Here is a 19,858-nt window from a genome sequence, read left to right as displayed (position 1 = left end):
GCGGCGGTCAGGCGGGCACGGACCGTTCCCGGCCGTCCCCGGCGGCCGCCCAGGCCAGCACCCGGGGGAGCACCGACAGGGCCGCGAAGTGCGCGGCCCCCGGCTGCACCACCATGGTCGCGCCGGGGATGTGCTCGGCCAGCCAGCGGGAGTGAGCCACGGGTGAGAACACGTCGTCCTCCCCGTGCCACAGCAGCACCGGCGCCGCGATGCGGTCCAGGCCGAACCCCCAGCTCCGGTTGAACGCCATCGTGTCGTCGATCCAGCCGTCGGCCGAGGTGCGCAGCGCCTCCGCGTAGGTGCGCAGCAGCATCGTGCGCAGGCCCGCGTCCGCGATCACCAGCTGGTCCGGCAGCGGCATCTCCTCGCGGAGCAGGGCGAGCAGACTGGCCGGATCGTCGCGGATGGTGCGGGAGCGCAGTTCCAGCCGGGCGGCGAGCCGCCGGTGCGCCGCGTCGGCGGTGGTGTGGTCGCGGACGTTGGACCGGGTCATCCCCGCGTGCCAGGCGAGCCCCCGCGCGTCCCGCGGCGCGAGCCCCACCAGCACCGCCACCCGCCGCACCCGGTCCGGCAGCAGCGCGGCGCACGCCAGCGAATGCGGACCGCCGCCCGAGCGGCCGACGACCGCGAACGCGTCCAGACCCATGGCGTCCGCGATCGCCGCCACGTCGGCGGCGGCGTCCGCGACCCGCCGGCCGGGCAGCCGCTCGGAACCGCCGTAGCCGGGCCGGTCGAAGGAGATCAGCCGCACCCCCAGCCGGTAGAGCACCGCACTGCGCGGCACCGGGCCCAGCCGGCTGCCGGGTGTGCCGTGCAGCAGGAACACGGGTCTGCCCCGCGGATCGCCCCGGGTCTCCACCGCCAGTTCCCGCCCGTCCCTCGCCCGCACCACACGCACTCCGAGCGGCCCCCTCTCGTGTGTCCTCCGGCCCGTCCCTCACACCCGCATCTCGCGCCTCGCCTGCCAGGTGGTGTGCTCCCGGGACACCGCGTCCTCGGCGTCGCGGGTCAGCTGGGACCACAGGTGCTCGGCATGCGGGTCGTCAAGGTCCAGCGACGCCAGCTGCACCCGGATCAGCTCCAGCTCGTCCGCCGCCACCCGGTACGCCGCGGCCAGCGGGCTGTACTGGCGCAGCTGCGCCCAGGCGGCCACCGAGGCCGTGATGGCCGACACGAAGCCCAGGGTGTCGAAGGGGGACCAGCCGCCCGCCCGCAGGACCAGGAACAGGATGCCGAGCAGCGGGAACGTCATCGCCAGGCGCCCCGCCCGGCGGCCGTTCACCTCGCAGCGGGCCGCCTTGACCGTGTACCACTCGTGCTGCACCCGGATGCGCTCCCGCAGGTACACGTCGTGCCGCACACGCAGCGGCGCGTCCCGCAGCCGCCGCATCGCCGGGGTGATGCCCGAGTCGACATGCCGGGGCAGTGCCCTGCTGCGGCGGAAGGTGTGCAGGACGTCGCCGAGCTGCAGGCGGTAGAGGGCGTCCGGGTCGCGTTCGTCGCCGGGTGGCGTGAAGGGGTCGGCCCGCACCGAGTACTTCCAGGCGAGCGTCTTCATGGACTCGGCCAGCGCCCGGCCCTCGTACCAGAGGGCCTGCGGGTTGTGGCGGTGGATCACCCAGGTCGTCCACGCGGCGAACGCGAACAGGGCGGCCGCGAGCCACGAGGCCCAGTGCAGACGGCCGGCGGCCACGTCGAACGAGCTGAAGACGGAGGCCACCGTGAGCAGGCCGAGCTGCCGGCGCGACAGCCGTACGGTCTGCAACTGGCCCCGCAGCGACGCCCGGTCGGCGCCCCAGAACAGGTCCGGCAGCAACTCCCGTTCGCTCACCATCGGCAGCGGCCCCCCGGTACTCGCCGAATCCCGCAGTCACCCCAGTATGGGTGCGCAGGGGGTGGCCGCCCAGTAGGCGTCCGGCCGAACTCCCGCTCCCTGCGGGCCCCTTGCCCGCGCGGGCGGCGCCCGCCCGCACCTGGCGTGGCGCGGGCGGGACCCGTCCCTCGAAGGCGGCTTCGCGTCGTCCGGTCAGGCGGGGCGCAGCCAGACCGTGGCCAGCGGGGGCAGCGTGAACTGCACGCTCTGGCGCCGGCCGTTCCAGGCGACCGGCTCGGACTTCAGCGGCTCGGCGTTGGTGACGTCGCTCCCGCCGTACACGGCGGCGTCGGTGTTCAGCACCTCCCGCAGCGCCTCCACCCCGTCCGGCACGCCGATCCGGTAGCCCTGCCGGACGACCGGCGAGAAGTTGCTGACCGCGATCAGCGGGTTCCCCCCGGCGTCCAGGCGCACGAAGGAGAAGACGTTGTCCTCGGCGGCGCCGCCGTCGAGCCAGGCGAAGCCGTCCGGGGTGGTGTCGCGCTGCCACAGCGGCGGCGTGGCCCGGTACAGGGTGTTGAGGTCCCGGACGAGGTCCCGGACGCCGCGGTGGTCGCCTGCCGCGGAGTAGGTCTCGTCGAGCAGCCACCAGTCCGGTCCGTGGTCGTGGGACCACTCGGCGCCCTGGGCGAACTCCTGCCCCATGAAAAGCAGTTGCTTGCCCGGGTGGGCCCACATGAAGCCGAGGTAGGCGCGGTGCGTGGCGCGCTGCTGCCACCAGTCGCCGGGCATCTTGGCCACCAGCGCGCCCTTGCCGTGGACGACCTCGTCGTGCGAGATCGGCAGGACGTAGTTCTCGCTGTAGGCGTACACCATCGAGAAGGTCATCTCGTTGTGGTGGTACTTGCGGTGCACCGGCTCGTGCTGGACGTACTCCAGCGAGTCGTGCATCCAGCCCATGTTCCACTTCAGGCCGAAGCCGAGCCCGCCGAAACCGGCCGGGCCGACGTGGTGGGTGGGGCGCGTGACGCCGTCCCAGGCGGTGGACTCCTCCGCGATGGTGACGACACCGGGGCAGCGCCGGTAGACGGTCGCGTTCATCTCCTGCAGGAAGGCGACGGCGTCCAGGTCCTCGCGGCCGCCGTACGCGTTCGGCGCCCACTGGCCGTCCTCGCGCGAGTAGTCGAGGTAGAGCATCGAGGCGACCGCGTCCACCCGCAGCCCGTCGATGTGGAACTCCTCGCACCAGTAGACCGCGTTGGCCACCAGGAAGTTGCGGACCTCGGTGCGGCCGAAGTCGAACTCCAGCGTCCCCCAGTCGGGATGCTCCCCGCGCCAGGGGTGCTCGTAGAGGTTGGTGCCGTCGAAGTCCGCCAGCGCCCAGTCGTCCTTGGGGAAGTGGGCCGGCACCCAGTCCATGATCACGCCGATGCCCGCCCGGTGCAGCGCGTCCACCAGGTACCTGAAGTCGTCCGGGGTGCCCATCCGGGCGGTCGGGGCGTAGTACGAGGTGACCTGGTAGCCCCACGAGCCGCCGAAGGGGTGCTCGGCGACCGGCATCAGCTCCACGTGCGTGAAGCCCAGATCGCGCACGTAGGCCGGGAGCTGCTCGGCCAGTTCGCGGTAGGACAGCCCCGGCCGCCAGGAGGCGAGGTGCACCTCGTACACCGAGAAGGGCGCCTCGTGCACCGGCAGGCTGCCGCGCGAGGCCATCCAGTCGGCGTCCTGCCACTCGTGGTGGGCCGCGGTGACGACGGAGGCGGTGGCCGGCGGCTCCTCGGTGCGGCGGGCCATCGGGTCGGCCTTGAGCCGCCGTCCGCCGTCCGCGCCGCAGATCTCGAACTTGTAGCGCTGCCCCTCGCCGACCTCGGGCAGGAACAGCTCCCACACGCCGGAGGAGCCCAGCGAGCGCATCGGGAAGGCGGTGCCGTCCCAGTAGGTGAAGTCGCCGACCACCCGCACCCCGCGTGCGTTGGGCGCCCACACGGTGAACCGGGTGCCGGTGACGCCCTCGTGGGTCATCGGCTCGGCGCCCAGCGCCCGCCACAGCTGCTCGTGCCGCCCCTCGTGGACGAGGTGCAGGTCGAACTCGCCGAGCGCGGGCAGGAAGCGGTACGGGTCGTGGACCTCGCGCTCGTCCCCGTCGTAGGCGACGGCCAGCCGGTACTCGGGGACCTCCGTCAGCGGGAGCACCCCGCTGAACAGCCCGTCGCCCTCGTGGTTCAGCACCGTCCGCGTCCCGTCGCCGGTGACGACGGCCACGCTGCGCGCGTACGGCCGCAGGGTCCGGAAGGCCAGGCCGTCCGCCACACGGCGGACGCCGAGCAGCCCGTGGGGGTCGTGGTGGGCGCCGTCCAGCAGCCGCCGGCGCTCGCCCGGGTCGAGTTCCGGGGCCGGCGGAACGTCGCCGGTCACCGGGCCCGCGGTCGGCGCCACCTCGGGCGCGGGCGGCGGAGCCTGGTGGCCGACGCCCGCGGGAGGCGCGGTGCGCGGGGCGGTGCCCGAGGCGGGCGGGCGTTCGGACCCGGCGGGGTCGTAGCCGCGCGCGACGGCCTCCGAGGATCCGGACGCGTCCGGTCGGGGGCGGCCCGCGGCGGCCGGACCGGCGCCCTCGGCCGCGGGTTGCGCACCTCCGGTCTTCCCACCGCGGGCGGGTTTCGCACCGGCCGCCTTCTGCGGCCGGGTGGCCGAGGCCGGCGGGTTCGGCGGGGCAGCGGGGGGCGGCGGGGGAGCCGAGCCCTCGGATCCGGTGCCGCGAGAGGGACGTGCGGCGCGGGCCCTCCCGTTCCCGCCCGGGCCGGGGGTGCCGGCGGTGGCGTCGGGGAACGGCTGGCGATCGGTCACGATCAGGTCCTCCTCGGATGGGCGTGGGGGTGCCCGGTCAGGGGGTGCGGCCGTGCGGCGGCTGTGCGAGACGGCGCACCGCGGCCATGGGGATGGGGAGCCAGGCGGGCCGGTGCCTGGCCTCGTAGAGCACCTCGTAGACGGCCTTGTCCGTCTCGAAGGCTCGTATGGCGACGGGCTCGTCCCTCGGATCGGTACCGGCGGCCTCCGCGTAGCCCGCGCAGAAGGCGGCGCGCTGCGTCTTCGCCCATTCGGGCGCCCCGGGGGCGGACGGGTCGTGGTGCCGGGCGGCGTAGTCGAAGGAGCGCAGCATCCCGGCGACGTCCTGCACCGGGGGCGCGGGACGGCGGCGTTCGGGCAGCGGCCGGGCCGGCTCGCCCTCGAAGTCGATCAGCACCCACCCGCCGGGGCCCGTGCGCAGCGCCTGGCCGAGGTGGAGGTCGCCGTGGATGCGCTGCGCGGCCAGCGTCGTGCCGCGCGTGCCGAGCGCGGCGAGGTCGTCGAAGGCGGTCCTCAGGGCGGCGCGGTACGGCCGCAGGGCGGGCACCGCCGCCGCGGCGGCGTCCAGCCGCCCGGCCATCGCGGCGGCGAGCAGTTCGATCTGCGGACGGCGCAGGGTGCTCGTCGGCAGGGCGCGCGCCAGCGCCAGATGGACCTCCGCGGTGGCGCGCCCCAGCGCGCGCGCCTCGCCGGAGAAGTCCGTGCCGTCCTCCACCGCCTGCAGGGCGAGTTCCCACGCCCCGGCGGAACCGGGTAGGAAACGCTGCAGCACGCCGAGCGTGGCGGGCTCGTCGTAGAGGCCGAGCGCCTCGAACCAGGCGGCGGGCGCCGGGACCCGCCGCGAGCCCGCCCGCGCCAGGGCGAGCGAGAGCTCCAGGTCCGGGTTGGGGCCCGGGGCGATCCGCCGGAACAGCTTGAGGATGAACGTGTCGCCGTAGATGACCGAGCTGTTGGACTGCTCGGCGGTGGACAGCCGGGGCGCCAACCCCACCGGGATCGCCGCATCCGGCTCGGAACCGAAGCGCAGGTGCCCGGTGCGGCCGGGGGCGCGCAGCCGCTCCAGCAGCAGGGACGTCAGACGGGGGTCGTGCAGCGCCTCGTAGATGGTCAGGCCGTCCAGGGGTCCGCCGACGGCGTGCCCGACGAGGGCGGGTGCGAGCGCGGGCGGCAGCAGCGCCCGGGTGCCGAGCAGCAACTGGTAGGTGTCGGGCGGCTGCCCGCGTCCGCTTCCGGGCATCCGCTCCTGCACGTCCTGGTGGACGTCGAGCAGCAGATGGAGCAGCCCCGGGGTGCCCAGCCGCCCGTCGGCGGGCAGCAATTCGGTGGCCGAGACCAGTCCGAGGCCGCTGATCGGCCGCCCCTTCCCGGCGAACCACCGCTGCCGGGGCAGCCACTCCCGCAGCATCGGGACGAGCGCGGGGAGCAGCCCCGGTGCCGGGGGCACGGTGGTCCCCGACCGGACTGCGGAGGTGCGAAGCCACGAGGTGTCCGACATGACGTCCTTTCCTCGGGTGCCGGGCCTGCTGGTTCCCTAAGTGAAGGGGCGCGCTGCGGCGATGGTCCGACGAGTGGGACGTGTCGGACGAATATCATCCGAGCCGGTGGAGCAATTGGCGTACTTGGCGTACGAGGGACAAGGGCCCGTACAGCATCCGATATGACGCTGGATCCGGCAGGGGGAGCCTGCCCCGGCGGCCCGGCACGAAACCGTGCCGGGCCGCCGGGTCGCCGTCACCCGGCGGGCCCGCCTACACCGCGTCGCGGCGCAGCCGGAACCAGTAGAAGCCGTGACCGGCGAGGGTGAGCAGGTACGGCCATTCGCCGACGGCCGGGAAGCGCACCCCGCCGATCAGCTCGACGGGATGCCGGCCCGTGAAGGACCGCAGGTCGAGCTCGGTGGGCTGGGCGAAGCGCGAGAAGTTGTTCACGCACAGGACGAGGTCGTCCTTGTACTCGCGCAGGAAGGCCAGGACGGCCGGGTTGGTGGAGGGGAGTTCGGTGTACGAGCCCAGCCCGAAGGCCGGGTTCTGCTTGCGGATCTCGACCATCCGGCGGGTCCAGTGCAGCAGCGAGCTCGGGGAGCTCATCTGTGCCTCGACGTTGGTGACTTGGTAGCCGTAGACCGGGTCCATGATGGTCGGCAGGTAGAGCCGGCCCGGATCGCACGAGGAGAAGCCCGCGTTGCGGTCCGGGGTCCACTGCATGGGTGTGCGCACCGCGTCTCGGTCACCGAGCCAGATGTTGTCGCCCATGCCGATCTCGTCGCCGTAGTAGAGGATCGGCGAGCCCGGCAGGGAGAGCAGCAGGGCGGTGAAGAGCTCGATCTGGTTGCGGTCGTTGTCCAGCAGCGGGGAGAGCCGGCGCCGGATGCCGATGTTGGCCCGCATGCGCGGGTCCTTGGCGTACTCCGCGTACATGTAGTCGCGCTCTTCGTCCGTCACCATCTCGAGCGTCAGCTCGTCGTGGTTGCGCAGGAAGATGCCCCACTGGCAGTTGCTGGGGATGGCCGGGGTCTTGGCCAGGATCTCCGAGACCGGGTAGCGGGACTCCCGGCGTACCGCCATGAAGATGCGCGGCATCACCGGGAAGTGGAAGGCCATGTGGCACTCGTCGCCGCCCTTGGCGTAGTCGCCGAAGTAGTCGACCACGTCCTCGGGCCACTGGTTGGCCTCGGCGAGCAGCACCGTGTCGGGGTAGTGGGCGTCGATCTCCTCGCGGACCATCTTCAGGAAGTCATGGGTGCGCGGCAGGTTCTCGCAGTTGGTGCCTTCCTCCTGGTACAGGTACGGCACCGCGTCCAGCCGGAAGCCGTCGATGCCGAGGTCCAGCCAGAACCGCAGGGCGGCCAGGATCTCCTCCTGGACCTTGGGGTTCTCGTAGTTGAGGTCCGGCTGGTGCGAGAAGAAGCGGTGCCAGTAGTACTGCTTGCGCACCGGATCGAAGGTCCAGTTGGAGCTCTCGGTGTCGACGAAGATGATGCGGGCGTCCTGGTACTGCTTGTCGTCGTCCGCCCAGACGTAGTAGTCGCCGTAGGGGCCGTCCGGGTCCGTGCGGGACTGCTGGAACCACTCGTGCTGGTCGCTGGTGTGGTTGACGACGAAGTCGATGATCACCCGCATCCCGCGTTGGTGGGAGGCGTCCACGAATTCCACGAAGTCGGCCAGGTCGCCGAACTCCGGCAGTACGGCCGTGTAGTCGGCGACGTCGTAGCCCCCGTCTCGCAGCGGCGAGGCGAAGAACGGCGGCAGCCACAGGCAGTCGACGCCCAGCCACTGCAGATAGTCCAGTTTGGCGGTGAGCCCTTTGAGGTCGCCGATGCCGTCGCCGTTGCTGTCCTGGAAGGACCGTACGAGCACTTCGTAGAAGACGGCCCGCTTGAACCAGTCGGGGTCCCGGTCTTTGGCCGGGGTGTCTTCGAACGTGTCAGGTACGGGTTCGTTGACGATCAAGTGGGTGACCCTCCTGTCGATGGAGTAGGTCGCAGGGTGAGGATGTGCGCGGGCGTACGGCCCGGCTCGAGGCGCACATAGTTGTCCCTGCCCCAGTGGTAGGTCTCGCCGGTGAGCTCGTCGCGCACCGGGGTGGACTCGTGCCACGCGAGGCCGAGTTCCGGCATGTTCAACGAGACGGTCGCCTCCTGGGTGTGGTGCGGGTCCAGGTTGACGACCACCAGTACGACATCGCTGCCGTCGCCCGAGCGCTTGGAGTACGCCAGCACCGCGTCGTTGTTCACGGGGTGGAAGCGCAGGTCGCGTAGCTGCTGGAGCGCGGGGTGGCGGCGTCGCAGCCGGTTCAGCGTGGTGAGCAGCGGAGCCAGCGAACGGCCGTCGGCCTCGGCTGCCGCCCAGTCGCGGGGCTTGAGCTCGTACTTCTCCGAGTGTAGGTACTCTTCGCTTCCCTCGCGCACCGGCGCGTTCTCACAGAGCTCATATCCGGCGTACACCCCCCATGTGGGGGAAAGGGTCGCCGCCAGGACCGCACGCGCCTCGAACGCCGGGCGGCCGCCCCGCTGCAGATAGGCGTGGAGGATGTCCGGGGTGTTGACGAAGAAGTTGGGCCGCATGTAGCTCGCGGCCTCGCCGGACAGCTCCGTCAGGTACTCCGTCAGTTCCTGCTTGCCGTTGCGCCAGGTGAAGTAGGTGTACGACTGCTGGAAGCCGATCTGGGCCAGGGTGTGCATCATGGCCGGACGGGTGAAGGCCTCCGCCAGGAAGATGACGTCGGGGTCGGTGCGGTTGATGTCGGCGATGACCTTCTCCCAGAAGACCACCGGCTTGGTGTGCGGGTTGTCGACCCGGAAGATCCGCACCCCGTGGTCCATCCAGTGCCGCAGCACCCGCTCGGTCTCCTGCACGATGCCGCCGAAGTCGGCGTCGAAGGCGATCGGGTAGATGTCCTGGTACTTCTTCGGCGGGTTCTCGGCGTACGCGATCGAGCCGTCCGCCCGGGTGGTGAACCATTCGGGGTGCTTGCCGACCCACGGGTGGTCGGGGGAGCACTGCAGCGCGAAGTCCAGGGCGATCTCCAGCCGCAGTTCGCGCGCCCGCTCCACGAAGAAGTCGAAGTCCTCGATCGTGCCGAGGTCCGGGTGGACGGCGTCGTGGCCGCCCTCGGCGGAGCCGATCGCCCAGGGCGAGCCCACGTCGTGCGGTCCGGGGTCGAGCGTGTTGTCGGGTCCCTTGCGGAACGCTGAGCCGATCGGGTGCACGGGTGGCAGGTAGACCACGTCGAAGCCCATCGCGGCGACCGCCGGCAACCGCTCGGCCGCCGTGCGGAAGGTGCCGGACCTCGGTGGTCGCCGGCCCGTGGGATCCACCACGGCACCTTCGGACCGGGGGAACATCTCGTACCAGGACCCGAACAGCGCACGCTGCCGCTCCACCTGGAGGGCCGCGGGACGGGAGGCGCTCACCAGGTCGCGCAGCGGGTGCCGGCCGAGCACCTCCACCACGTCGGCCGCGAGGGCGGCGGCGTGCCGCTCGGCGGGCGTGCGGGAGGTGTCGCGCAGCGAGTCGGCTGCGGCCAGCACCACGGCGCGGCCGTCCTTCTTCGGTACTCCGGCCGCGGCGCGCTCGTGCAGTTCGGCCCCCTCGGCGAGGACCAGTTCGGTGTCGATGCCCGCGGGGACCTTGATGCCCGCGTGGTGCCGCCAGGTGGCCACCGGATCGCTCCAGGCCTCCACCGTGTACGTCCAGCGGCCCTCCGCGGTCGGGGTCACCTCGGCGCCCCAGCGGTCGGTGCCGGGGGCGAGTTCGCGCATGGGGATCCGTGGCCCGGAACGTCCGGCGGGGCTGCGCAGGACCACGTTCGCCGCCACCGCGTCATGTCCCTCGCGGAACACCGTGGCGGTGACCTGGAAGGTCTCGCCGACCACGGCCTTGGCGGGGCGGCGGCCGCAGTCGACCAGCGGGCGGACGTCCAGGACGGGGATACGACCGATCATTGCGCCTCACCAGTTTGTGCGGGTGGCCGGACGGGTACCTTCCGCTCTTTTTATCTGCTCCTTCGGATGCCTGCCTGTGGGCATGACCGCTCCTGTCCGCGTTCACTCGGGTGGGCGGATACGAGTTGTGGTGTGGGAGGGTTCGGCGCCGCGTCGCGCAAGGGTGAGCCTGCCCATTGGATGACGGTCGAATACTCCCCGGGAAGGGGTACTGGCGCGTAAGTTGCGCTCCCGGCGGTCCCGGCGGCGCCCGTACGAAGACAACCGGCCACCGTCCCGCGGCCCGGCGCGCACCGCCGCCGAGGGCGCCGGGCCACCGCCCGCGACCCCGTCCCGGCCGTACGTCGTAGCCCCCGCGGTGCGCCGCGGCCGACGGCCGTGCAGCGGTGGTCGTAGCCCCCGCCCGACACGCTGACGAGGCGTCCGCGGGCCCGCGGGCGGGGGGCCAGGGACGCCCGTGACGTCCCCGTACGCCAGGGCACGGGTGCCGCGCCGCGGCGCCCGGGTTCGGGATGTTGGGTCCCCGGTTGTCACCACCGCACCGAAAGATGCCGCTACCGTCGGAGATGTGAAGGCTATTCGTCGATTCACCGTGCGAACCGTCCTGCCCGAACCACTACGTCCCCTGGGGGAGCTCGCGCAGAATCTGCGCTGGTCCTGGCACAACGAGACCCGTGAGCTGTTCCAGTCCGTCGACCCCGAGGGCTGGAGAGCCGCGGCCGGCGACCCGGTGCGGCTGCTCGGCGCCGTCTCGAAGGACCGGCTGATCGCCCTCGCCAAGGACCGAAGGTTCCTCCGCCGGCTCGGCACCGCCGTCGAGGACCTCCACGACTACCTCGGCAATCCGCGCTGGTACCAGGGCGCCGCCGAGGCCGGGGAACTCCCCTCCGCCATCGCCTACTTCTCGCCCGAGTTCGGGATCACCGCCGCGCTGCCCCAGTACTCCGGCGGCCTCGGCATCCTGGCCGGCGACCACCTCAAGGCCGCCAGCGACCTGGGCGTGCCGCTGATCGGGGTCGGCCTGCTCTACCGGCACGGCTACTTCCGCCAGTCCCTGTCCCGGGACGGCTGGCAGCAGGAGCACTACCCCGTGCTGGACCCCAACGAGCTGCCGCTGTCGCTGCTGCGCGACGAGGACGACGGCCCCGTCCTGATCACCCTTGACCTCCCCGGAGGACGCAGCCTGCGCGCCCACGTGTGGCTGGCCAGGGTCGGCCGGGTCCCGCTGCTGCTGCTCGACTCCGACGTCGAGGAGAACCACCCCAACGAACGCGACGTCACCGACCGCCTCTACGGCGGCGGCAGCGAGCACCGGCTGCTCCAGGAGATGCTGCTCGGCATCGGCGGCGTCCGTGCCGTACGCACCTACTGCGCGCTGACCGGGCACCCGGCACCCGAGGTCTTCCACACCAACGAGGGCCACGCGGGCTTCCTCGGCCTGGAGCGCATCCGCGAGCTCGCGGCCGACGGAGAAGGGCTGGATTTCGACTCCGCCCTGGAGGCCGTGCGGGCCGGCACGGTCTTCACCACCCACACCCCCGTGCCGGCGGGCATCGACCGCTTCGACCGGGAGCTGGTCGCCCGGCACCTCGGCGACGACGGCGAGCTGCGCGGCGTGGACGTCCAGCGGGTGCTGGAGCTGGGGATGGAGACCTACTCCGGCGGCGATCCCAACGTCTTCAACATGGCCGTGATGGGGCTGCGGCTCGCGCAGCGCGCCAACGGGGTGTCCACCCTGCACGGCGGCGTCAGCCGCGAGATGTTCGCCGGTCTGTGGCCGGGCTTCGACCCGGAGGAGGTGCCGATCACCTCCATCACCAACGGAGTGCACGCCCCCACCTGGGTGGCGCCCGAGGTGTTCCGGCTCGGCGCCCGCCAGGCCGGCGCGCAGAACGCCGAGGACGCGATGACCACCGGGCTCGCCGACACCTGGGAGAGCGTCTTCCGCATCCCCGACGCCGCGATCTGGGAGCTCCGCGGGGAGCTGCGCGAACAACTGGTGCGGGAGGTGCGCCGCAGGGTGCGCGCCTCCTGGCGGCAGCGCGGCGCCGGCTCGGCCGAGCTGGGCTGGGTCGACGGCGTCCTCGACCCGGACGTGCTGACCATCGGCTTCGCGCGCCGCGTCCCGTCGTACAAGCGGCTCACCCTGATGCTGCGCGACCAGGACCGGCTGATGGAGCTGCTGCTGCACCCGGCCCGGCCGATCCAGATCGTCGTCGCCGGCAAGGCGCACCCGGCCGACGACAGCGGCAAGCGGCTGGTGCAGGAGCTGGTGCGCTTCGCCGACGACCCCCGGGTGCGGCACCGCATCGTCTTCCTGCCGGACTACGACATGGCCATGGCCCAGCACCTCTACCCCGGGTGCGACGTCTGGCTGAACAACCCGCTGCGGCCGCTGGAGGCGTGCGGCACCTCCGGTATGAAGGCCGCGCTCAACGGCTGCCTCAACCTGTCCGTCCTGGACGGCTGGTGGGAGGAGTGGTTCGACGGCAACAACGGGTGGGCGATCCCCACCGCCGACGGCTTCGGCGCGGCCGGCGACCCCGACCGCCGCGACGACATCGAGGCGGCGGCCCTCTACGACCTGATCGAGAACCAGGTCGCGCCCCGGTTCTACGACCGCGGCGCGCCGGGACTGCCGGTCCGCTGGATCGAGATGGTGCGGCACACCCTGAGCACCCTGGGGCCGAAGGTCCTCGCCGGGCGCATGGTCCGCGAGTACGTGACCCGGCTGTACGCGCCCGCCGCGCGCGCCCACCGCCTCGCGGGCGGCGGGGAGTCCGTCGAACTCGCCGCGTGGAAACGGCGGGTGCGCGAGCAGTGGCCCCTGGTCGGCGTCGACCACGTGGAGACCGGTGCCTCGGTCGGCGGCTCACCGGAGCTCGGGACCACGCTCACCCTGCGGGTCCAGGTGGCCCTCGGCGGCCTGGAGCCCGGTGACGTGGACGTCCAGGTGGTGTCCGGGCGCGTCGACGAGTCCGACCGGATCGCCGACCCGACGGTGGTCTCCCTCAAGCCGGGCGGACGGCCGGACCTTGAGGGCCGCTGGCTCTACGAGGGCCCGCTCGCCCTCGACCGCACCGGGCCCTTCGGCTACACCGTCCGCGTCCTGCCGATGCACCGGCTGCTCGCCTCGGTCGCCGAGCTCGGGCTGATCGCCGTGCCGCCCGAGGCGACGGGGATGACGGCCGGCGTGCTGCGCTGAGCCGGACGCCCCGCGGGAACGGGACCGGGCCCCGGCCGTCGTTGACGACGGCCGGGGCCCGGCGTGTACGGTCAGCCGACGGGGGTCAGCTGCTGGTGTTCACCGCGGTGTCGTCGACCACGAAGCTCGTCTGCAGCGAGGAGTCCTCGGTGCCGGTGAACTTCAGGGTGACGGTGGAGCCCGCGAAGGCGTTCAGGCTGAAGGACTTCTGGGTGTAGCCCGAGGCCTTGTTGAGGTTGGAGTAGGTGGCCAGGGTGGTCGACCCGGCGGTGACCGTCAGCTTGTCGTACTGGGTGCTGGTGGTCGTCTCGGCGGAGTCGATGTGCAGCCAGAAGGTGAAGGTCGCCTTGCAGCCCGCCGGGATGCTCACCGACTGGGAGAGCGTGTCGGTGTGGGTCGAGCCGTAGCCGTCCAGCCACGCCTTGTACGAACCGCCGTGGGCGGCCTGGCTGCTGGAGTTGGTGATCACACCGCTGGAGGCCGTCCAGGAGGCGCTGCCGGACTCGAAGCCGGGGTTGCCGAGCAGTTGGGCGGAGGCGCAGCTGCCGGGGGTGGTGACGGTCCAGGTGAAGGACGCGGTGCCGGTCTTCGCCGCGGAGTCGGTGACCGTGACCGTGGTGTTGTACGTGCCCGCGGCGCTCGGGGTGCCGGAGATCAGGCCCGTGGAGGCGTTGATCGACAGACCGGAGGGCAGGCCGCTCGCCGCGTAGCCCAGCGCGCCGCTGTTGGTGCTGCTCGCCTGGATCTGCAGGCTGACCGCGGTGCCCACGGTGCTGCTCTGGTTCCCCGGGTTGGTGACCGTGACGCCCGAGACGGGCGCGTGGCTGCCGACGCCGATGCCCGCGAAGGCGTTCTGCACGCCCGCGTACTGGGCGGAGCCGGCGCCGTAGAGCGCCTGGGCGGCGTTCAGGGCGGCGGTGCGGGCGCCCGCGTAGTTGGTGCTGCTCGTCATGTACGAGGTCAGCGCCTTGTACCAGATCTGCAGCGCGGCGGCGCGGCCGATGCCGGCGACGGCGATGCCGTCGGCGGTCGGGCTGTTGTAGCTCACCCCGTTGATGACCTTGGCGCCGCTGCCCTCGGAGAGCAGGTAGAACATGTGGTTCGCCGGGCCCGAGGAGTAGTGGACGTCCAGGTTGCCGATGCCGGAATACCAGTTGTCGGGTGACGTGCCGTCGCGGGACGGCTTGTCCTGGTAGCGCAGCGGGGTGCCGTTGCCGTTGATGTTGATCTCTTCACCGATGAGGTAGTCACCGATGTCGTTGCTGTTGTTCGCGTAGAACTCGACGCCCGTGCCGAAGATGTCGGAGGTCGCCTCGTTCAGGCCGCCGGACTCCCCGGAGTAGTTGAGGTTCGCCGTGGCGGAGGTGACGCCGTGGCTCATCTCGTGGCCCGCGACGTCCAGCGAGGTCAGCGCGTGGGTGTTGCCCGAGCCGTCGCCGTAGGTCATGCAGAAGCAGCTGTCGTCCCAGAAGGCGTTGACGTAGCCGCTGCTGTAGTGGACCCGCGAGTACGCGGCGACACCGTCGTTGCGGATGCCGCTGCGGCCGAAGGTGCTCTTGTAGAAGTCCCACGTCGTCTGCGCGCCGTAGGCGGCGTCGGCGCCCGCGGTCTGGGTGTTGGAGCCGGTGCCGTCGCCCCAGACGTCGTCGGCGTCGGTGAACAGCGTCCCGGTGCCGGAGGTGCCGCGGTTGAGGTTGTACGTCTTGTGGCCGCCGCGGGTCGTGTCGTTCAGCTGGTACGTCGAGCCGGACAGCGTGGTGGTCAGCGAGACCTGGCCGCTGTACTGGGTGTTGCCGGTACCGGTCTTGACGTCCTGGTACCGGTGGAGCTCCTTGCCGGTCACGGCGTCGGTGACGACGTGCAGCCGGCTCGGCGTGCCGTCGTCCTGCAGGCCGCCCACCACGGTCTCCCAGGCGAGCTTCGGGGTGCCCTGGCCGGCCCAGATCACCTTGCGGGCGCCCTCCGCGGCGGGTGCCTCGGCCTTGAGCGCCTTGGCGGCCTTCAGCGCGGCGGTGGTCGCGGCGGACTCGACGACCTTCGGCGTCGTCGAGGCGACCGTGATCCGCCGGTCGGTGTTGAACGTCGTGCCGACCGTGCCGGCGCCCTTGGCGGGCGTGTGCACCACGAGGTCGCCGCCGAGCACCGGGAGACCGGCGTAGGTGCGCTCGTAGCGGGTGTGCAGCGTGCCGTCGGCGTCCTTGACGACGTCCCGGACGACCAGCTTCTCCTTGCTGCCCAGACCCAGCGACCGGGCCGTGACCGCGGTGCGGTCGCCGGCGCTCTTGATCAGCGCCGTGCGCTGGGCGGGGGTGAGCTTCGCCTCGAGGGCCCCGGTGCGGAGCTGGCTCGTGTGGGGGGCGGCGTTCGCCGTCGCGGACGTGGCCGGTATGCCGACGGCGATGAATGCGGCGGTGGCGACCACACTGGCGGCCGCGACTGCCTTGCGGGGGGATCGTCTCACTCGGACTCCTACTGCGTCGGCCGCGGTTGGCGGCCGGGGACAGCCGGGCAGACGGGGTGTGCTGCCCGGGCGGAACTAGCCGTGCGGGTGGGACGTGCGGAGTTCGGACGGTGCGTCAGCACGATGCGGTGCGATGTGTGGGCGTACTGACGGCCGACCGGGGGAAGAGTGCCACTGTTCATGGCTTGGTGTCATGTACGTGACGAGAAGTTGGCCGAATTCGTCCTTTGAGGGGGACATCGGGTTCGCATTCCGGACAGGGCGGGGCGAAGCGCTCCGGTGTACGGGGCCGGGGCGGGTGGGGCCGGCCGGCCCCACCCGCCCCGCAGGCACGCGCTAGACGAGGCTGTCGCGCCAGGCCTGGTGCAGATCGGCGAAGCGCCCCGCGCCGGAGACGAGTTCGGCCGGGGTGCCGTCCTCCACGATGCGGCCCTGGTCCATCACCAGCACCCGGTCCGCGATCTCCACCGTGGACAGCCGGTGCGCGATGATCACGGCCGTGCGGCCGCGCAGCACCTCCCGCATCGCCTGCTGCACCGCGCGCTCGCCCGGTACGTCCAGCGAGGAGGTCGCCTCGTCCAGGATGAGCACCGCCGGGTCGGCGAGCAGGGCGCGGGCGAAGGCCACCAACTGGCGCTGGCCCGCCGAGATACGGCCGCCGCGCTTGCGCACGTCGGTGTCGTAGCCCTCGGGCAGCGCCGCGATGAAGTCGTGGGCGCCGATCGCCCTCGCGGCCGCCTCGATCTCCTCGCGGCCGGCCTCCGGGCGGCCGATGGAGATGTTCTCGGCGACGGTGCCCGAGAAGAGGAACGCCTCCTGGGTCACCATGACGACCCCGCGGCGCAGTTCGGGCAGGGCCAGGTCGCGCAGGTCCACCCCGTCCAGGGTGACCCGGCCGTCGGTCGGGTCGTAGAACCGGGCCAGCAGCTTGGCCAGCGTCGACTTGCCCGCGCCGGTGGCGCCGACGACCGCGACCGTCTGCCCGGCGGGCAGCCGCAGGTCGAAGCGGGGCAGCACCTCGCCGCCCGTGCGGTAGGCGAAGCGGACCTGGTCGAAGACGACCTCGCGGCCGGGGACGTCAGCCTCCGTGGCCGGCAGCGTGCGCGGCGCCCGCGGCTCGGGCACCGAGGGCCGCTGGGCCAGCAGCCCGGCGATCTTCTCCAGCGAGGCGGCCGCCGACTGGTAGGAGTTGAGGAACATGCCGAGCGGGTCGATCGGCGCGTACAGCCGCCGCAGGTAGAGCACGAAGGCGGCGAGCACGCCCAGCGCGAGCGAGCCGGAGGCCACGCGGTACGCGCCCCACACCACCACCAGCGCCACCGAGGTGTTGGCGATCAGCCAGGAGCCGACGGTGAAGCGGCCCATCTCCAGGATCGCGTCGCCGTTGGCCTTCCGGTGGGTGGCGTTGAGCTCGTCGAACGCCTCGTCGTTCGCCTTCTCGCGGCGGAATGCCTGCACGGGCCGGATGCCGTTCATCGTCTCGGTGAAGCGCACGATGACGGCGGCGATCGCCGCGGAGCGGAGCGTGTAGACCTTGGCCGACCGGCGCCGGAAGATCCGCACGGTCACCACCAGCGGCACCGCGGTGGCGAGCGCGAACAGGCCGAGCTCCCAGTCCAGCCACAGCAGGACCGCCGAGATGTAGAGCACCGACAGCCCGACGTTCAGCAGCTCCTGCAGGCCCTCGGTCAGCAGCTCCCGGATCGACTCCACGTCGGAGGTGGCGCGGGCGATGATCCGGCCCGAGGTGTACCGCTCGTGGAAGTCCAGGCCGAGCGCCTGGGCGTGCCGGAAGATCCGGCTGCGCAGCTCGACCAGCACGTCCTGGCAGATCCGGCCTGCCTGCCGGATGAACGTACGCTGCAGCAGGCCGCCCGCGACGGCGCAGCCGATGTAGCCGACCGCCACCGCGATCAGCGGCCCGTGGTCGTCCCGGCGCAGCGCCGGGATGGCCCGGTCGATGGCCACCGCCACGATCAGCGGGCCCGCCTGCACGGCCGCCTGCTGCAGCAGCAGGAGTACCGCCGCCAGCCACACGCGCCGCCGGTGCGGGCCGACCAGTTCGCGCAGCAGCGCGCGTGACGCCCCCTCGGGCGCCGGAAGCCGGTCCTGGTCGAAGGCGTCGTCCTGCCGGCCCTCCCGTGCCTCCCCGGAGTCCCGGTGCCCCGCCGGTTCCTCGTCGGCCGACGTCTCGGCGGGCTGCGACTGGGCCACGGAGGTCATCGGGTGCTGCTCCCTTCGAATTGCGGGCGGTCCGGCGCGGCGGGCGTGCTCCCGTCCTGGCCGGACATCAGGCGGCGGTAGGCCGCGGAGGAGGTCAGCAGCTCCTGGTGGGTGCCGACCGCGGTGATCCGGCCCTCCGACAGCAGCGCCACCCGGTCGGCGAGCATCACCGTGGACGGGCGGTGGGCGACCACGAGTGCCGTCGTGGTGGACAGCACCTGGCGCAGGGCCGCCTCGACGAGGGCCTCGGTGTGCACGTCGAGGGCGGACAGGGGGTCGTCCAGCACCAGGAAGCGGGGGCGGCCGACGACCGCGCGGGCCAGCGCGAGCCGCTGCCGCTGACCGCCGGACAGGCTCAGGCCCTGCTCTCCGACCTGGGTGTCCACACCCTGCGGAAGCTTGTGGACGAAGTCGCACTGGGCGATCTCCAGCGCCCGCAGCAGGTCCGCCTCATCGGCGCCGGGCGCGCCCATCAGCACGTTCTCCCGCACGCCGGCGGAGAACAGGGTGGGTTCCTCGAAGGCCGTCGCGACCAGGGAGCGCAGAGTGGAGCGGGTGAGCAGCGCGGCGTCGGTGCCGTCCAGCGTGATGCGGCCGCCGGTCGGCTCGTACAACCGCGGGATGAGCGAGGTCAGGCTCGTCTTGCCGCTGCCCGTCGCGCCGACCAGCGCCACGGTCTCGCCGCTGCGGATGTGCAGGTCGATCCCGGTGAGCAGGTCGGGGGTGCCCTCGGGGGCGTCGGGGTAGCGGAAGCGCACGGCGCTGAAGCGGATGCCGTCGGCGGGCCGCCCCTCCTCGGCGGTGCCGGTGCCGGTGCCGGTGCCGGTGCTCGTGCCCTTGCCGGTCTCCGGCGGGACCTCGGTGTCCAGGACCTCGAAGACGCGGTCGGCGGCGGTGGCCGCCTCGTTGCTGAAGGACAGCAGCCAGCCCAGCGACTCCACCGGCCAGCGCAGCGCGAGCGCAGTGGACAGGAAGGCGACCAGGGTGCCCGCCGACAGGCCGCCGTCGGCGACCTGCACCACGCCCAGGACCAGCGCCGCGCCGAGCGCGACGTCCGGCAGGCCGACGATGACCATCCACAGGTCGGCCAGCAGCCGGGCCTTGCGCAGCTCGGTGCCGCGCAGTTCGCGCGACTGCCGGTGGAAGGCCTCGGCCTGGCTGCGGTGCCGGCCGAAGGCCTTGATGATGCGGATGCCGAGCACCGACTCCTCGACCAGCGTGGTCAGGTCGCCGACCTGGTCCTGCGCGGTACGGGAGGCCACCTGGTACCGCGCTTCGAAGTACGAGCAGAGGATCACCAGCGGCACGACCGGTACCAGCAGGATCAGCCCGAGGGACCACTGCTGCACGAACAGGATGCCGAAGCCCGCGACGATCGTGGCGGTGTTGACCGCGAGGAAGACCATCGGGAAGGTCAGGAACATCCGCAGGATCTGCAGGTCGTTCGTGGCCCGGGAGAGCAGCTGACCCGAGCCCCAGCGGTCGTGGAAGGAGACCGGCAGGCGCTGCAGCCGGTGGTACAGGTCGGCCCGCATGGTGGCCTCGAGCCCGGCCATGGGGCGCGCCACCAGCCAGCGCCGAACGCCGAAGAGCCCGGCCTCCAGGAGACCGAGCAGCAGCACCAGCCCACCGCCGAGCCACACCCCGGACGGGTCGCGGTGGGCGACCGGACCGTCCACGATCCACTTCAGGACCAGCGGGATCAGCAGCGCCAGGCAGGACGCGACCACGGCCACACCCGCGGAACCGAACAGCCGGTGGCTGATCGGCTTCACGTACGGCCACAGGCGCAGCAGTGATCGCACGGCGGATCGGGAACGTTCGGGCTCGGGTTGGTTGGTCGACTCAGGCATCGTTTCAGAGGGTACG

10 protein-coding genes are annotated in these 19,858 nt (G+C 72.4%); 1 reads left to right on the top strand and 9 read right to left on the bottom strand.

Annotation, left to right across the window (positions count from 1 at the left end; all coding sequences use genetic code 11):
- Nucleotides 1-7: 7 nt before the first annotated feature.
- The 6 genes from CHF15_RS19300 to CHF15_RS19275 all read right to left on the bottom strand — a co-directional run bounded on the left by CHF15_RS19300 (nucleotide 8) and on the right by CHF15_RS19275 (nucleotide 10,100).
- Nucleotides 8-889, bottom strand: a complete 882-nt coding sequence (locus tag CHF15_RS19300; protein ID WP_179279877.1) for an alpha/beta fold hydrolase — start codon at nucleotides 887-889, stop codon at nucleotides 8-10.
- Between the two features lie 48 nt (nucleotides 890-937).
- A complete protein-coding gene (locus CHF15_RS19295) occupies nucleotides 938-1,834 on the bottom strand; it encodes a DUF4231 domain-containing protein (protein ID WP_089225076.1) in 897 nt (298 codons plus the stop codon).
- 192 nt (nucleotides 1,835-2,026) lie between these two features.
- Nucleotides 2,027-4,657, bottom strand: a complete 2,631-nt coding sequence (gene glgB, locus CHF15_RS19290) for a 1,4-alpha-glucan branching enzyme (protein WP_089225075.1) — start codon at nucleotides 4,655-4,657, stop codon at nucleotides 2,027-2,029.
- A 37-nt stretch (nucleotides 4,658-4,694) separates the two neighbouring features.
- Nucleotides 4,695-6,152 (bottom strand): maltokinase N-terminal cap-like domain-containing protein, encoded by a 1,458-nt coding sequence (locus CHF15_RS19285; RefSeq protein WP_089225074.1) that lies wholly within the window; start codon nucleotides 6,150-6,152, stop codon nucleotides 4,695-4,697.
- 253 nt (nucleotides 6,153-6,405) lie between these two features.
- Nucleotides 6,406-8,106, bottom strand: coding sequence for a maltose alpha-D-glucosyltransferase (treS, locus tag CHF15_RS19280; RefSeq protein WP_089225073.1), 1,701 nt, complete (start codon nucleotides 8,104-8,106; stop codon nucleotides 6,406-6,408).
- Nucleotides 8,103-10,100, bottom strand: a complete 1,998-nt coding sequence (locus CHF15_RS19275; RefSeq protein ID WP_089225072.1) for an alpha-1,4-glucan--maltose-1-phosphate maltosyltransferase — start codon at nucleotides 10,098-10,100, stop codon at nucleotides 8,103-8,105. Before CHF15_RS19275 ends, treS begins: the two co-directional genes overlap by 4 nt.
- Nucleotides 10,101-10,668: 568 nt before the next feature.
- Between CHF15_RS19275 and glgP the strand changes: the two genes are divergently transcribed.
- Complete coding sequence (gene glgP / locus CHF15_RS19270; protein ID WP_089225071.1) at nucleotides 10,669-13,305, top strand: alpha-glucan family phosphorylase; 2,637 nt, start codon at nucleotides 10,669-10,671, stop codon at nucleotides 13,303-13,305.
- An 85-nt stretch (nucleotides 13,306-13,390) separates the two neighbouring features.
- Here glgP and CHF15_RS19265 read toward each other — a convergent pair whose 3' ends face one another.
- The 3 genes from CHF15_RS19265 to CHF15_RS19255 form a co-directional block, all read right to left on the bottom strand.
- Complete coding sequence (locus CHF15_RS19265; RefSeq protein ID WP_089225070.1) at nucleotides 13,391-15,766, bottom strand: M4 family metallopeptidase; 2,376 nt, start codon at nucleotides 15,764-15,766, stop codon at nucleotides 13,391-13,393.
- A 336-nt stretch (nucleotides 15,767-16,102) separates the two neighbouring features.
- Entirely contained in the window at nucleotides 16,103-17,989 is a 1,887-nt protein-coding gene (locus CHF15_RS19260) for an ABC transporter ATP-binding protein (protein ID WP_089225069.1), read from the bottom strand.
- Nucleotides 17,986-19,842, bottom strand: a complete 1,857-nt coding sequence (locus CHF15_RS19255; RefSeq protein WP_089225068.1) for an ABC transporter ATP-binding protein — start codon at nucleotides 19,840-19,842, stop codon at nucleotides 17,986-17,988. The genes CHF15_RS19260 and CHF15_RS19255 overlap by 4 nt, the downstream gene beginning before the upstream one ends.
- Nucleotides 19,843-19,858 lie beyond the last annotated feature (16 nt).

Origin of the sequence: Actinacidiphila glaucinigra (assembly GCF_900188405.1) — a bacterium.
Classification (GTDB): domain Bacteria; phylum Actinomycetota; class Actinomycetes; order Streptomycetales; family Streptomycetaceae; genus Actinacidiphila; species Actinacidiphila glaucinigra.
The sequence above is the reverse complement of the archived record's forward strand: the minus strand, read 5'-3'. Positions and strand labels throughout refer to the sequence as shown.